14 protein-coding genes are annotated in these 13,788 nt (G+C 52.4%); 2 read left to right on the plus strand and 12 right to left on the minus strand.

What is annotated here, in order from left to right:
• Positions 1–16 precede the first annotated feature (16 nt).
• Entirely contained in the window at positions 17–355 is a 339-nt protein-coding gene (locus RHM61_RS01455) for a DUF3579 domain-containing protein (protein ID WP_322249365.1), read from the minus strand.
• A 286-nt stretch (positions 356–641) separates the two neighbouring features.
• Between RHM61_RS01455 and RHM61_RS01460 the strand changes: the two genes are divergently transcribed.
• Entirely contained in the window at positions 642–1,292 is a 651-nt protein-coding gene (locus RHM61_RS01460) for a coiled-coil domain-containing protein (protein ID WP_322249366.1), read from the plus strand.
• Positions 1,293–1,334: 42 nt separating this feature from the next.
• On the opposite strand, the gene RHM61_RS01465 is transcribed toward RHM61_RS01460, so the two are convergent.
• The 6 genes from RHM61_RS01465 to rpsP all read right to left on the minus strand — a co-directional run bounded on the left by RHM61_RS01465 (position 1,335) and on the right by rpsP (position 5,336).
• Positions 1,335–2,285 (minus strand): CobD/CbiB family protein, encoded by a 951-nt coding sequence (locus RHM61_RS01465; protein WP_322249367.1) that lies wholly within the window; start codon positions 2,283–2,285, stop codon positions 1,335–1,337.
• 161 nt (positions 2,286–2,446) lie between these two features.
• Positions 2,447–3,112, minus strand: coding sequence for a CoA pyrophosphatase (locus RHM61_RS01470; RefSeq protein ID WP_322249368.1), 666 nt, complete (start codon positions 3,110–3,112; stop codon positions 2,447–2,449).
• Positions 3,113–3,191: 79 nt separating this feature from the next.
• On the minus strand, positions 3,192–3,575 hold the full coding sequence (gene rplS / locus RHM61_RS01475; protein WP_322249369.1) for a 50S ribosomal protein L19: 384 nt from the start codon (positions 3,573–3,575) through the stop codon (positions 3,192–3,194).
• Positions 3,576–3,746: 171 nt separating this feature from the next.
• Positions 3,747–4,493, minus strand: a complete 747-nt coding sequence (trmD, locus tag RHM61_RS01480) for a tRNA (guanosine(37)-N1)-methyltransferase TrmD (protein WP_322249370.1) — start codon at positions 4,491–4,493, stop codon at positions 3,747–3,749.
• Positions 4,494–4,528: 35 nt separating this feature from the next.
• Entirely contained in the window at positions 4,529–5,071 is a 543-nt protein-coding gene (gene rimM / locus RHM61_RS01485; protein ID WP_322249371.1) for a ribosome maturation factor RimM, read from the minus strand.
• Between the two features lie 13 nt (positions 5,072–5,084).
• On the minus strand, positions 5,085–5,336 hold the full coding sequence (gene rpsP / locus RHM61_RS01490; RefSeq protein ID WP_322249372.1) for a 30S ribosomal protein S16: 252 nt from the start codon (positions 5,334–5,336) through the stop codon (positions 5,085–5,087).
• A gap of 172 nt (positions 5,337–5,508) precedes the next feature.
• Between rpsP and RHM61_RS01495 the strand changes: the two genes are divergently transcribed.
• Positions 5,509–5,925 (plus strand): NINE protein, encoded by a 417-nt coding sequence (locus tag RHM61_RS01495; RefSeq protein WP_322249373.1) that lies wholly within the window; start codon positions 5,509–5,511, stop codon positions 5,923–5,925.
• Positions 5,926–5,956: 31 nt separating this feature from the next.
• Here the strand turns inward: RHM61_RS01495 and RHM61_RS01500 are convergent, their stop codons facing one another.
• From RHM61_RS01500 to RHM61_RS01520, 5 genes are all read right to left on the minus strand, one after another.
• Positions 5,957–7,747: an acyl-CoA dehydrogenase gene (locus RHM61_RS01500; protein ID WP_322249374.1), complete on the minus strand. Its 1,791-nt coding sequence runs from the start codon at positions 7,745–7,747 to the stop codon at positions 5,957–5,959.
• 140 nt (positions 7,748–7,887) lie between these two features.
• On the minus strand, positions 7,888–8,817 hold the full coding sequence (locus RHM61_RS01505) for an electron transfer flavoprotein subunit alpha/FixB family protein (RefSeq protein WP_322249375.1): 930 nt from the start codon (positions 8,815–8,817) through the stop codon (positions 7,888–7,890).
• 69 nt (positions 8,818–8,886) lie between these two features.
• A complete protein-coding gene (locus RHM61_RS01510; protein ID WP_322249376.1) occupies positions 8,887–9,639 on the minus strand; it encodes an electron transfer flavoprotein subunit beta/FixA family protein in 753 nt (250 codons plus the stop codon).
• 342 nt (positions 9,640–9,981) lie between these two features.
• A complete protein-coding gene (locus RHM61_RS01515) occupies positions 9,982–11,127 on the minus strand; it encodes a glycerophosphodiester phosphodiesterase (RefSeq protein WP_322249377.1) in 1,146 nt (381 codons plus the stop codon).
• Entirely contained in the window at positions 11,127–13,520 is a 2,394-nt protein-coding gene (locus RHM61_RS01520) for a TonB-dependent receptor (protein ID WP_322249378.1), read from the minus strand. The genes RHM61_RS01515 and RHM61_RS01520 overlap by 1 nt, the downstream gene beginning before the upstream one ends.
• Positions 13,521–13,788 lie beyond the last annotated feature (268 nt).

Below are 13,788 nucleotides of genomic sequence, written 5' to 3' on the forward strand. Positions count from 1 at the left end.
TACCGGCAGAGTGTTGCTATGCTTTGGCCGGCGGCGGCTCGGGCAGCAGACAGGCATCGATGATTTGCAAATCATTATCTTTGGCAAAACTGAGGACAAAATGATAAGCCAATGGCTCAATTTCACGTATCGCCTCGTTAACTACCACCGAACGTATGCCATTCAACAGTATCGGTCGCACATACGGGGAATATTGCAGGTGTGAGTGACGCCCGCCATCAGGACTGAAACAGGACATGGCGCCGCACAGACGCTCCGCCCAATCGCTGGGGCGAAATGGCTTTCCATCGCTGGTGATACCTTGGATGAAAAACTCACGGACTGGTGGCAAGTGCGTTTTTTGGGAATCGGCCATGTGCTCGGCTAGTAGTGATGCTACATTGGAAAGAACGCCATATCATCATGTGACACGTCATTTCAGAATACATGGGTATTATATCTTATAGAAGACTGAGTTCGAAATCTTCGTATCAGATATATCCACATAGTCCAGCTAATATAGAGGATTTTCGCTGTGAGTAAAGCCCTCAATGTCGCGGCCTCAGGCGCTGATGGCAGCACGTTATTGCGAAAAAGCCGCTTGCTCATAAAGCAGACAAGTGGATAATTAAAAGATATGAACGTGCATGAGGAGTCCAATAATGAATGCCATCCCCTTCAATACCCTGCGCATGACTGAACAACTCGAAGCCGCCGGCGTGCCTCCACAGCAAGCAAAAGCACAGAGTAGTCTGTTGGCAGAAATCATGCAAGCTGAGCAAGCTGGTCTACGCGAACATATTTCCGATAAACAAGATATCAATGAAAAGCTGGTCAAAATGGATTGCAGCATTACTGCGCTGCGCACCGAAATTGGCATCAACATGGAAGCTTCCCAGCAAGAAATGAAATCAGATATGACAATCTTTCGTCACCAGATACGGGCTGACATGGATGCGTTTCGTCAAGAAATGCGGGCTGACATGGATGCGTTTCGTCAAGAAATGCGGGCCGAAATGGCTGCGTTTCAGCAAAAAATACATTCCGAAATGGAAGTATTCCGCCGGGAGATTCAAGCTGAAATGGCTGCATTTCAGCAAAAAATGCGGTCCGATATGGATGCATTTCGCCAAGAGATGCAAGCCGAGTTCGCTGCATTTCGGCAAGAGACGAAGTCTGACATTGCCAGACTTGAGCACGTACTACTGAGAAAAATAGCTAAAACTCAATCCGACAATATTCGCTGGATCGTTTCGGCAGGTATAGTCCAGAGCGCACTGATTACCGGCCTCATGCTCAAGCTGGCGCATTAAAGAAGCCCGGATTTAATCCGCGCTTCCTCAGGCCACGAACGCTCAGATCCAGACCGCAAACGACAATAACAGCAGCAACAGCATCCACAACAACAAGGCCCGCCAAACCAGCCCAACCGCGCTTTGCAGGGCGCGTGGTGAGGCTTCGGCACCGGGTTGGCTTTCCAGTTCCAGGCTATCCATGTCGACAGCACTGGCATCGGCTTGCAGTAACAAGGCTTTTTCTTCCGGCTCGCCAAGGCGCACGCCCAGCGCACCGCCACCGGCAGATAAGATGATACCGACAAGCTCATCGTGCCAGCGCTCGGCATAATTGCGCCAAGAGTACACGGCATCTTCAAAATTGCCGACCACGGCAAAGGCGGCGGCCGTCAAGCGTGCTGGCACCCAGTCTATCCAATAAAATACTTTTGTTGCATATATGCCAAATTCTTCATTTTTCATGTGCTCGGGTTCCGTCCAAGCACGCGCCAGGTATTCGGCGATACGGTACATGACCGCGCAGGCCGGACCAACCGGCATGAGAAACCAAAAAAACACACCGAACACATTACGGTGCGTGGCGATGAGTGCGCGCTCAATGGCCAGACGCGAAATTTCTGTCACGCTGAGCTCGCTCGTGTCGCTGTGGGTCCACTCGGCCAGGTAACGGCGCGCGGCGTCTTCATCGCCGGAACTAAGGGCCAGTTGTATCGAAGTGAAATAATGGCTGTAACGGCGAAAGCCCAGCGTCAAATACACGATGATGACATTCCAGGCAAAGGCGGCAAACGGGCTCAGACGCAGGCACAGCCAGTGTATCAATGCCGTCGGTACCATCAGCAAGGCCACCATGATCCACCAACCGAGACGTCCATGCTTAATCTTACCGGCATTGAACGAGCCTTCTATGCGCATGGCCAGATTTTGAATCTGCATGTAAATCGGATTATCCGCGCGCAAAGGCTTGAGCTGCTCAATGAGGAGGGCAAACAGGATGGAGATAAATGTCATGATGGCTGGGCTGGAGTCGCGGCAAACGACGGTTGTCTAAGAGTTTGCTAATGCGGCAAGTGTAAACCGATTTGCCCAGATTATGAAGCTTTGTTCCTCACTGGCATCAATGAAACACCGATTAAGCCGTGCAGCGCCACAGGTTTTGTGCGCATGCAGTTTTACGCGCGCAGAAAATGAAACAAATTGCGCAACATGGCGGCGGTCGCACCCCAAATAAAATGCTGCTGATACGGCATGGCATAAAACAAGCGCTCGCCACCGCCATCGGGCAAGTGAAACAAGCGACGTTGATGGTGGCGACCATCCATCAAATACGCCAGCGGCACTTCAAATACCGCCGCCACCTCCGCCGGATCGGATTGTAAATCGAAAGGCGGATGCACCAAAGATACCACCGGGGTGACCTGATAGCCGGTACCGGTGCGATGTAAAGGCAAGGCACCGAGGACTTCGATATGACGGCGATGCAAGCCGATTTCTTCTTCCGTTTCGCGCAGCGCGGTTTCAACCGGATCGATGTCACGCTCTTCAAAACGGCCACCAGGAAAGCTGATTTGGCCGGCATGGTGGTTCAAATGGGCCGAACGCTGAGTGAGCAAAACCGACAGACCCGCAGTGCGCAACACCAAGGGAATCAGAACCGAAGCCGGATGCAAGCCGCGCTCGGCCGCACGCTCTTCGACCACTGCTTCAGGCAGCCACAGTGGTGGCGCTGCGAAGCGCTGCTGCAGCCACTCTGGTGCCAAACGCTGCGGCGCAAGCGCAGCTTCACCGGCAACCGATGCAATAGCCAGCATTTCTGGGTTAAAAGTCAATATACTCACGAGACACCGATAAAAAATTCGATCAAAATGAAAAAAAGGGACGCCGAAGCATCCCTTTTTCATATCGCGCCAGCAGATATTACACTGCTTTTGCTGCCACAACTTTACGTGCTGGCAATTTTTCTTTGATACGCGCAGATTTGCCCGAACGTTCACGCAAGTAGTACAACTTGGCGCGACGAACGTCACCACGACGTTTCACTTCGATACCAGCGATCAGTGGAGAATACAATTGGAATGTACGCTCTACGCCTTCGCCTGAGGAAATCTTACGAACGATGAAGTTCGAATTGAGACCACGGTTACGACGGGAAATCACAACACCTTCGTAAGCCTGGGCGCGCTTGCGCGTACCTTCGACAACGTTGACGCTGACTATGACTGTATCGCCAGGGGCGAAAACTGGGATATTTTTACCCAGGCGAGCAATTTCTTCTTGCTCTAATTTTTGGATCAGATCCATTTTGACACTCCGATAACCATCTTGCCGACGCTGCAGAACAAGTCTGACTGTGCCCGGTAGAGGATGGGATTAAACATGCGCACCGAAGCGGTACGCGCCTTACATTCTTGACTGATACGGCCGCAAGAAAATGTAAACATTACCAAAACTTATCAACAGTCTCAACACCGCTTATAAGCTGCTTAAAAATTTTTCATCTGCACGGGTGAGCAAACCGGCTGCACGGGCGAGCTCGATCAAATCCGGGCGTTTGTTCACACTCGCAAGGAGTGCGCGCTGACGCCGCCATTTTTCGATTTCAGCATGATTCCCGCCTAATAACACAGCAGGAACCGCGACCCCATCCAAGACTTCCGGTCTGGTGTAATGCGGACAATCAAGCAAAACATCCACGAAACTGTCTTGCACGGCCGACAAATCGTCGTGCAAGACGCCCGGAATCTGCCGTATCACCGCATCCATCAAGGCCATTGCCGGTAATTCGCCACCAGACAAGACAAAATCGCCAAGACTGATTTCTTCATCGACACAGGAATCGAGCAAACGCTGATCAACAGCTTCATAGCGCCCACATAACAAGACCATGCCAGACAAATCGGCCAGCTCCATCACGTGTCCATGACTCAAGCGTCGCCCCTGAGGCGACAAATAAATCACTTTCGGCACCGCTTTGCCGACAGCGGCTTGGCGCGCTTTCGCGGCCACTATCGCTGCCTGTAAAGGCTTGGCCATCATGACCATTCCTGGTCCGCCACCATACGGCCTGTCATCGACGGTGCGATGACGGTCAGTGGTGAAATCGCGCGGGTTCCAGAGCTTGAGCTGACATTTTTCTTGCTCAAATGCGCGCCGCGTCACCCCAGATTGGGTAAGCGCCGCGAACATTTCGGGGAATAGCGTAATGACATCAAATTGCATGAAACTGCACTCCGACGGCATAGTATTTTGCTATTTTAATAATCAACACCCCAATCAACCTGTATTTTCTTTGCAACTTGATCGACTTCTTTGACGAAATGATCGACAAAGGGTATCAATTTTTCATATTTAGGTAAGTCAGCATCAGCAATCTCGGCCGCCGCCACCCGTAAAATCGGATGCGCACCGTTATCCATCAAATCTCTGACCACACCCAAGCTTTCGCCTTCCAGGTTAACTACCTGCAAGCCGACCAGATCCATCCAGTAGAATTCACCTTTGGATAAAGCTGGGAAAAGTTTGCGTGAAATTTTTACTGCCGCGCCCTTGAGCGCTTCAGCTGCATTTCTGTCTGCCACACCGACCAGCCTGGCCACCACATCGTCGCCATGGAGTTTTGCTTCCATACGATCGATGTCGCGCCAGTCCGGCTTATCTATCCACCAAGTTTTGGAGGACAACATGGCATCAGCATCCGGCGAGTAAGGATGAATCTTTACCCACCCATGAATACCAAATGCCCCCGAGATATAGCCAACCAGAACTAAATCATCAGGAACAGGGGTTCCAACTGACATCGCGAGCAAACTATTACGCTGCTGCTTTGCTCGACAAAGCAACCAGACGAGCAACTGCCGGTGACAATTGTGCGCCTACGCCTTGCCAGTAAGCCAAACGGTCAGCTGCGACACGTACGGATTCTGCACCGCCGGTAGCAACCGGATTGTAAAAACCGATACGCTCGATAAAGCGACCATCGCGACGATTACGGGAATCAGTTGCAACGATGTTATAAAAAGGACGCTTTTTTGCGCCACCACGAGCTAAACGAATAACGACCATAATATTTCCAAAAAATGTTCTAAACGCGGAAAAAGCTGTAGATTATAGCCCGCTTGAACAAAAACAAGCAAGGACTATCGGTGATATGTGCAAGCTACCGTGGTGCATTCTACACCCTTCTGCGACTTGGTCTACAATCAGCGCCTGCACCGCAACTTGGATACCACGCAAAATGACAGTCCGACACAAAAACAAAACCCTCACCACCCTCTTGGCCGCCGTGGCTGGCAGTGTCGGCGCGCATCGCTTTTACTTACATGGCAAAACCGACAAATGGGCCTGGCTGCATTTGCTCAGCCTGCCCTTGTCGATACTGTTATCATCATTTTACTTCGGCGTACCGGGCTTATTGAGCTGGAGTCCACTGATTTTATCGCTGCTCATTGCCCTGCTGGAGACGCTGGTACTCGGCTTGATACCGGATGAAAAATGGGATCACACCTACAACCGCGACTCCGGTCAGCAAAGCGACTCATCTTGGCCACTGGCCTTGATCCTGGTGCTGGCCATGGCCTGCGGCGCCACCGCCTTGATTGCCACCATTGCCCGCGCCTTTGACTTACTCTATACCGGTGGCGCCTACGGCTGAAACACGGCGGCGCGCGCACCGCCGCCGCAACTTAAAATTGCTCGTCGGCGAGACCCAGCACACCGCTGCTGCCATCGACGATGGCGCTTTGCATACCCGGCGCTGCCGATAAAATGTGATCGGCAAAGAAACGCGCCGTAACAATTTTCGCTTCATAGAAAGCCGCGTCGCCCGCCCCTGCCTGCAATTTCTGCTGCGCGATCAGCGCGGCGCGCGCCATTTGCCAGCCGCCAAGCACGATACCAGCCAGCTTCAGATACACCACACTGCCGGCAAACACGCCTTTGACATCGGTCTTGACATTGGCGAGCACATATTCAACCACCGCCTCAAGCGCCGTCGCACCGGCCGCCAAGCGCACAGCAATCGCCACCAGCGCCGGCGTGCCGCTGGCTGTGAGCTGTGCTGCGGTGGCACGGATCTGCGCAATCAGGGCTTTAGCCGTGGCACCGCCGTCGCGCGCGGTTTTACGGCCGATCAAATCATTGGCTTGAATCGCCGTCGTCCCTTCGTAAATCGTCAGGATGCGGGCGTCACGATAATGCTGGGCCGCGCCAGTTTCTTCGATGAAGCCCATGCCGCCATGCACTTGCACGCCAGTCGAGGTGACATCGAGCGACATTTCAGTCGCCCAACCCTTGACTACCGGCACCAGGAATTCATAGACAGCCTGATTGCTGGCACGTACAGCCGCATCCGGATGGTGATGCGCCAGATCGCTGGTGGCCGCGGCCACATAAGCCAGTGCGCGCGCGCCTTCGGTCTGGGCACGCATACTCATGAGCATGCGGCGCACATCGGGGTGACGAATAATTGCCACCGGTGCAGCCGAACCGGCCAGATCGCGCGATTGCACGCGATCACGGGCGTAGCCAACCGCTTTCTGATACGCGCGCTCAGCAATCCCGATACCCTGCATGCCGACGCCAAAACGGGCCGCATTCATCATGATGAACATGTATTCGAGGCCCCGATTTTCTTGGCCGATCAAGCTGCCGATGGCACCACCATGGTCGCCGAATTGCAACACGGCAGTCGGGCTGGCCTTGATGCCGAGCTTATGCTCGATCGACACGCAATGGGCATCGTTGCGCGCACCCAGGCTGCCATCGGCATTGACGAGGAACTTAGGCACCAAGAACAGCGAGATCCCTTTCACTCCTTCCGGTGCGTCAGGTGTGCGTGCCAGCACCAGATGAACGATATTTTCGGCCATATCGTGCTCACCGTAGGTGATGTAAATTTTGGTACCAAAGACTTTAAAAGTGCCGTCATCCTGCGGCACGGCGCGCGAACGCACCATCGCCAGATCCGAACCGGCTTGCGGCTCGGTCAAGTTCATGGTGCCGGTCCATTTGCCGGAAATCAGATTTTCCAAGTACAGGGCTTTCTGCTCATCACTGCCAGCCGTCAACAAGGCTTCGATCGCGCCATCGGTCAACAAGGGACACAAGGCGAACGAGATACTGGCGGCATTGAGCATTTCTATGCATGGTGTAGCCAACAGCTTAGGCAAGCCTTGACCGCCGAATTCCTGTGGATGCTGAACACCCTGCCAGCCGGCTTGACCGAACAGCTGGAAGGCCTCTTTGAAGCCCTTACTGGTGACTACCTTCCCATCCTGCCAATAACTAGGCGCTTGATCGCCAGTCCAATTGAGCGGTGCCACGACTTCAGCGGCGAATTTGGCATTTTCTTGCAGCACAGCTTGTACCGTTTCTGCCGTCGCATCTTCGCAACCAGGCAAAGCATTGACGACAGCCAGATCAGCGAGCTCGTTGATCACAAACAGCATGTCTTTAACAGGGGCAAGATAAGTCATGGAATATTCCTGAATAAAATAGGCGTAAAAATGAAAAAAAGGGCAGGCAGGCAATATGTCATAACAATAAAAATTTTACTGTCAGTTACGCGACAAAGCACCTGTCTGCCCTGTTGATGCCGCCGCAGCGGCACCAAGGATCAGCCGAGTTCAGCGATCAATGCTGGCACGATCTCAAACAAATCGCCGACGATGCCGTAATCGGCCACGGCAAAAATCGGCGCTTCCGGATCTTTATTGATGGCCACGATAGTTTTCGAATCTTTCATACCGGCCAAATGCTGGATTGCACCGGAAATACCGACGGCGATGTAAAGTTGCGGAGCAACAATCTTGCCGGTTTGACCAACCTGCCAGTCATTCGGTACAAAGCCGGCATCGACGGCAGCGCGCGAGGCACCCATGGCGGCACCGAGTCGATCGGCCAGCGGTTCGAGCAGTTTGAAGTTATCACCTGAACCCATACCACGCCCACCAGAAACGATGACTTTGGCTGCAGTCAACTCAGGACGATCAGATTTAGCAACTTCGCGCGAAATAAAGGCCGAGATGCCGGCATCGGCAACGGCGCCAAGCACTTCCACTGCGGCGCTGCCACCGCTTGCTGCGGCATCGAAACCGGTGGTACGCACGGTAATGACCTTAACGGCATCGGCCGATTGCACGGTGGCAATGGCATTACCAGCATAAATAGGACGCTCGAAGGTATCGGGCGCATCGATTTTAGTGATTTCAGAAATTTGCGAGACATCGAGCTTGGCAGCCACGCGCGGCAAAATATTTTTACCGTAGGCCGTGGCCGGTGCCAGAATATGGCTGTAGGCAGCGGCAATGGCTAAAACTTGGGCCGCGATGTTTTCCGCCAAGCCATCGGCAAAATGGGCGGCATCGGCGTGCAGCACCTTAGTCACACCGGCAATACCGGCAACAGCAGTGGCCACGCCGCCAGCTTGAAAACCGGCTACCAGTACATGGACGTCGCCGCCGCATTGGGTAGCGGCAGTAATGGTGTTGAGCGTGCTGCCTTTGAGGCTGACATTATCGTGTTCAGCGATGACGAGTGTAGTCATAATATTTTCCTTGTGCCCCGACCGGGGTACACCTTAAAACTTGAGAGTAATGGTCTGCAAGGACCGATATCAGGCGATGACCTTGGCTTCATTGCGCAATTTGGCAACCAAGCTAGCGACATCAGGCACGATGATGCCGGCGCTGCGTTTTGCCGGTTCAGTCACTTTCAGTGTTTTCACGCGTGAGCTGACATCGACACCCAGATCGGCCGGCTTGACATTGTCGAGCGTTTTTTTCTTGGCTTTCATGATGTTAGGCAGCGTCACATAGCGCGGCTCATTGAGGCGCAAATCCGTGGTGATGATGGCAGGTAAAGTCAACGACAAAGTTTCCAAGCCACCATCAACTTCACGCGTCACCACGGCTTTGCCGTCGACGATCGCGACTTTGGAGGCAAAAGTCGCTTGTGGCCAGCCCAGCAAAGCAGCCAACATTTGGCCGGTTTGGTTGCAATCATCATCAATCGCTTGCTTACCGAGGATAATCAATTGCGGTTGTTCTTTGTCGGCCAAGGCCTTGAGCAATTTTGCCACAGCCAATGGTTGCAGTTCAGCATCACTCTCAACCAAGATGGCACGATCGGCACCAATCGCCATAGCGGTACGCAAAGTTTCCTGGCATTGCGTAACACCGCAAGATACCGCGATCACTTCGGTCACGGCACCCGATTCTCTGAGTCGGGTGGCTTCTTCAACCGCGATTTCATCGAAAGGATTCATGGACATTTTGACATTGGCGATATCGACGCCTGAGCCATCAGATTTCACACGGACTTTCACGTTGTAATCGACGACGCGTTTGACTGGTACCAGGACTTTCATTTTCTTCCTTTATGAGCTGATAGGAAATACAAAGATGATGCGAATAGGGTTTGCAGCGGCAAAATGACCACACGCCAGAAAAGCGAGTTTAATTCTTTTGAGCGATCTGTGGCGACAAATTGACGTATACGTAAATCTTTCCGATTATAAATCGAAATCCTTAATACTTGGCATAATTTAGCACGATCGTTCCTTTTCCGGAATGCATTCTGCTAGAGCAAAGCACCTAATCAGGCTGATCTACGGCCTGATCCTGAAAAGATAGACCGCGACATATCCGCTCGCCGCAAAAAAATACTCCGCAACCAGTAAGATCGCGGAGTATTTTTTAATTCAACTCATTCAGGCGTCGATGGCTGCCCGTCCGAGTGCCGAATCATCACTGAAGAAACCATCGATACCGGTTTCGATATAGCGCTTCATTTCGGCGATGGAGCCGGCCTCATTGCGGGCATTGAGGTCACTGCCCTGGCGGAAATCAGCTGCCAGAAAGACATTTTCCGGACGGAAAGTCCAGATATGTACGAGCAAGCCGGCTTGATGCGCATCGCTGACGAATGAGGTCGGCGCCAACAAACGTGCATCTTTGCCCAGCGGGATAATGGCACGCGTCGGCGGGGCGATAACATCGGCATACTTGGCCACCTCACGCATACCGGCCGGCGTGATCATTTCTGCGAAGCTGGTGTGACCACCGGCGGCAGCCACATCACTCGGCAGCACAGCCTCGCTGACTACCAATTGCATCAATCGTATGTTAGCCGGCCGCCCGAGCTGCTTGCGCAGATATTTCAGGTTGGCGACTTCGAACGATTGAATTTCGATCGGTGCACGCCGACTATATTCGTGCGCCATCAAGGTGGCAACGAAAGTATCTTCCATCGGCAAGCCGACGCTGGCAAAGTAGGTCGAGCTTTTCAATTCAGGCACAATACCGATGACACGCCCACGCGTGGCCGATTCTGCGGCAACGAAGTCGATGATTTCCTCAAACGAGGGGATTTGAAATTGCCCGTTGTAAGCGACGTTACCCAAACGTATCGTCGACAAGCGTTCCACGGCGCGCAAGGTCTTCAATTCGCTCAAGGTAAAGTCGTCGACAAACCAACCATCATGTTCAACCCGGTCTATGGTTTTTTTGCGGCGGCGATTGGCAAACTCCGGCCGAGTACTGACATCCGTGGTATCCGACAAATGGTTTTCATGGCGCGCGACGAGCACGCCATCTTTTGTCATCACCAAATCCGGTTCGACATAGTCGGCCCCATCGGCAATCGCTTTGGCGTAAGACGCCAAGGTATGCTCAGGGCGCAAAGCACTGGCACCACGGTGAGCGAACAGCAAGGGCTTGGTTTGTGGCGATAAGCGTTGCACCGTGGCTTGCGCCATGGCGAAACGCGGCAAGCTACCCAAGACCATGCCGGCCGCCGCCGTTTTGAGCAGAGTGCGGCGGGCAAAACCTGCTTGCGTGATCAATTCTATACGCATCAGAAGTCTGCCTTGACGGTCAAGAAAGCTTGACGTGGAGGAATCGGATAAACGGCATAACTGCCGCTGACGGCGTAGCTGCCGTTCAGTTCCAAGCTACCTTGGCGGTTTGCCAGATTCGTCACGGCGATATTCCAGCGTGGATTTTTAATCAAAGTGCTTGGCAATGGCAATTTGCCAGCAATGTTCAAACCCATCAAGAAATAACTCGAGATCGACAAATCGTTGGTGTACGTGGCATAGCGACGACCGACAAAATCGCCGGTCAGTTGGACATCGACGTTAGCAATATTGGCCGAGGCGACGAATTTATTCATCCACTTCGGTGCCCCTGGCACGCTCTTGTCAGCGGTCAGAATCAGACTGGAACCGGAAGTGTAATTGTCTTGGTACTTAGAATCATTATAAGAGACGGCGTCGTACAGGGAAAAATTCTGACCAAAATGCAAGGTGCCGGCCAGATCAACGCCATTGGTTTTGACCGTGCCAACGTTCGCCAACAAGGTGGTGCCGCCGACGAAAGAGGTGATGATAGGGTTGGAGCTAACCGCCAACAGACGATTACTGAAATCCACATGATACAGATCGATCTGCCCCTCAAAGGCCGTGATCGGGCCTAAGTTGAGCTGGCGTTTGTCACGTAAGCCCAACTCGAAGGTGAGCGAGGTTTCCGGTTTGGCCGTGGCAGCGAACAAGTTGAAGGCCGCTTGTGTTGCTAAGCTCCACGGCGAAGCACCGCCGCCGCCATAGGTAACAAACTGACGCATATTTTGCTGAATGCTGGCAAACAACTGGTCGTGCGCATCGATATCCCAACGCATACCCACTTGCGGCAGGAACCATTTTTTGGTGTCGATCTGCCCCTCTGGTAAGCCAGTGGAACCACTGCCGATGGCAGCCGGTAATTCTTGCACCGGGAAAGTCCCGTTCGCAAATTGCAAACTCGATTTGAAGCCGGCTTGCAGGGCTAAATCAGGACGCACTTTCCATTCATCTTGCAGATAAAATTGTAGTACTTGATTATCGATACTGCTGCCGTATTGGGTAATGAGCGGGCTGGCTAAATTACCAGGGCGCGTGTACGGTGAGGAAGGATTAGCCAGATTGAGCGCATACCAGCGACGATACGCGGTGGATTGGTTGTGTTCGGCCCAAATACCGGTTTCAATGCTGTGCGCATCAAGGTCGATGTGCAGGGTAGAAATGAGACCTTTCCGGTTGATATTGTATTCCGTGGTGCGGGTGGCATAACCGGAATTACCGAACACTTGTTTCAGATTTTGATTCGGAAAATAGACACTGAACAGTGCCGGCAATCCAGCCTGATTGATCGGCCCAGCTACCACACCGACGCCATCATCATGGTGGTAATAGAATTGATTCGACCAAGTGATGTTATCGTTCAGATAGGCATCGTACTTGAGGTAAGCGAGCTTATCAGTACGCTGCGCATCGCTGTAGTAATTCTGAAAATTGGAACCGGCAGCAGCCGGTGGCGCGCCGGCGGTACTCAGATAATTTAAGGCTGCATTAAAATCAGGGTACAGAAACGGTCGGGTGTAAGGCGAACTGATGGTCGGCGAATGCAGGATACTGTCTTCGTTCGGTTCAGTCTTATCTGACCAATCGGCATACACCGTCAGCTTGCCGGATTTTCCTTGATGAATGAACTTCGCATTGACTTGATCATCGCTCTGGCGACCATCGAAATCCCAGGCTTTGGCTTCGTGATGCAGCACTGACACATAGGCACTGTTACCCTCGCCGAATTCACCGGTATCGACACGCACGAAACTGCGTGAAGCATTGTGACTGCCGACAGTTTGTTGGACATTGATATTGCGTTCCTTTTGCGGATCGCTGGAATAGGTTTCTATCGCACCGCCTAAGTTACTGGTCGAGGCCGTGCCGAGATCGGCCGCACCGGTTGACAGTACTACGCGGCGTACGTTTTCGCTGGTGACGGCGCGCTGTGGCGATAAGCCGTTGTAGTTACCGTATTGTTGATCACCGAGTGGCACACCATCCATGGTGTAACCTAATTGTTGACCATTAAAGCCATGTACCACCAGCGAAATATTTTGCTCATTATTTCCCCATGGGTCGGCCGTTTGGAAGCTCACGCCAGGCAGGGTTTCCAAGGCTTTCAAAGGATTTACACCGGGTATCACTTTCTGAATTTCTTTGCCGCTCATGGTGACACTGGAACGAGTTTTTTCCGATGAAATTTCTACCGTGCTGACACTGGCATCGGATGCAGCAGCAGCAGTTGGTGCTGCTGCTACGGTGAGATTTTGTCCGATTGCAGGTGCGGATAGTGCTGCACACAAGGTAGCAACAGCTACAGTAATATGGGACGGTGTAAGCTGAAACGAACGAATGGAACGACGCATTTTTATTCCTGATTTTTTTTAAATAAAATATTTACCCTGAGGCGCTAAGATAACTGCGCAATATGACTGGCTTATGTCATTACAAAGTGCTTTTTCAAAAAAAAATTCACAAGCTTAGTTAAAAAAAATGCGGGAATTTTTGCCGAATTGAGGCATAAAAAAAACGCCATTTCCAATGTATGGAAAATGACGTTTTCAGCGCATCCGTGATCAAGCAATCGAAGGTGAGACTGGTTTTCCCTGCCGAAACGCAGAGCAATTTCCTTGC

The sequence above is a fragment of the Undibacterium sp. CCC3.4 genome (genome assembly GCF_034347425.1).
GTDB lineage: Bacteria > Pseudomonadota > Gammaproteobacteria > Burkholderiales > Burkholderiaceae_D > Undibacterium.

Bases quoted from the DNA above. Each gene is read 5' to 3' on its own strand.
- RHM61_RS01500 (WP_322249374.1), bottom strand. From the start codon at position 7,747: ATGACTTATCTTGCCCCTGTTAAAGACATGCTGTTTGTGATCAACGAG.
- rpsP (WP_322249372.1), bottom strand. From the start codon at position 5,336: ATGGTCGTTATTCGTTTAGCTCGTGGTGGCGCAAAAAAGCGTCCTTTT.
- RHM61_RS01465 (WP_322249367.1), bottom strand. From the start codon at position 2,285: ATGACATTTATCTCCATCCTGTTTGCCCTCCTCATTGAGCAGCTCAAG.
- RHM61_RS01515 (WP_322249377.1), bottom strand. From the start codon at position 11,127: ATGCGTATAGAATTGATCACGCAAGCAGGTTTTGCCCGCCGCACTCTG.
- RHM61_RS01510 (WP_322249376.1), bottom strand. From the start codon at position 9,639: ATGAAAGTCCTGGTACCAGTCAAACGCGTCGTCGATTACAACGTGAAA.
- rimM (WP_322249371.1), bottom strand. From the start codon at position 5,071: ATGTCAGTTGGAACCCCTGTTCCTGATGATTTAGTTCTGGTTGGCTAT.
- RHM61_RS01505 (WP_322249375.1), bottom strand. From the start codon at position 8,817: ATGACTACACTCGTCATCGCTGAACACGATAATGTCAGCCTCAAAGGC.
- trmD (WP_322249370.1), bottom strand. From the start codon at position 4,493: ATGCAATTTGATGTCATTACGCTATTCCCCGAAATGTTCGCGGCGCTT.
- rplS (WP_322249369.1), bottom strand. From the start codon at position 3,575: ATGGATCTGATCCAAAAATTAGAGCAAGAAGAAATTGCTCGCCTGGGT.
- RHM61_RS01460 (WP_322249366.1), top strand. From the start codon at position 642: ATGAATGCCATCCCCTTCAATACCCTGCGCATGACTGAACAACTCGAA.
- RHM61_RS01495 (WP_322249373.1), top strand. From the start codon at position 5,509: ATGACAGTCCGACACAAAAACAAAACCCTCACCACCCTCTTGGCCGCC.
- RHM61_RS01455 (WP_322249365.1), bottom strand. From the start codon at position 355: ATGGCCGATTCCCAAAAAACGCACTTGCCACCAGTCCGTGAGTTTTTC.
- RHM61_RS01520 (WP_322249378.1), bottom strand. From the start codon at position 13,520: ATGCGTCGTTCCATTCGTTCGTTTCAGCTTACACCGTCCCATATTACT.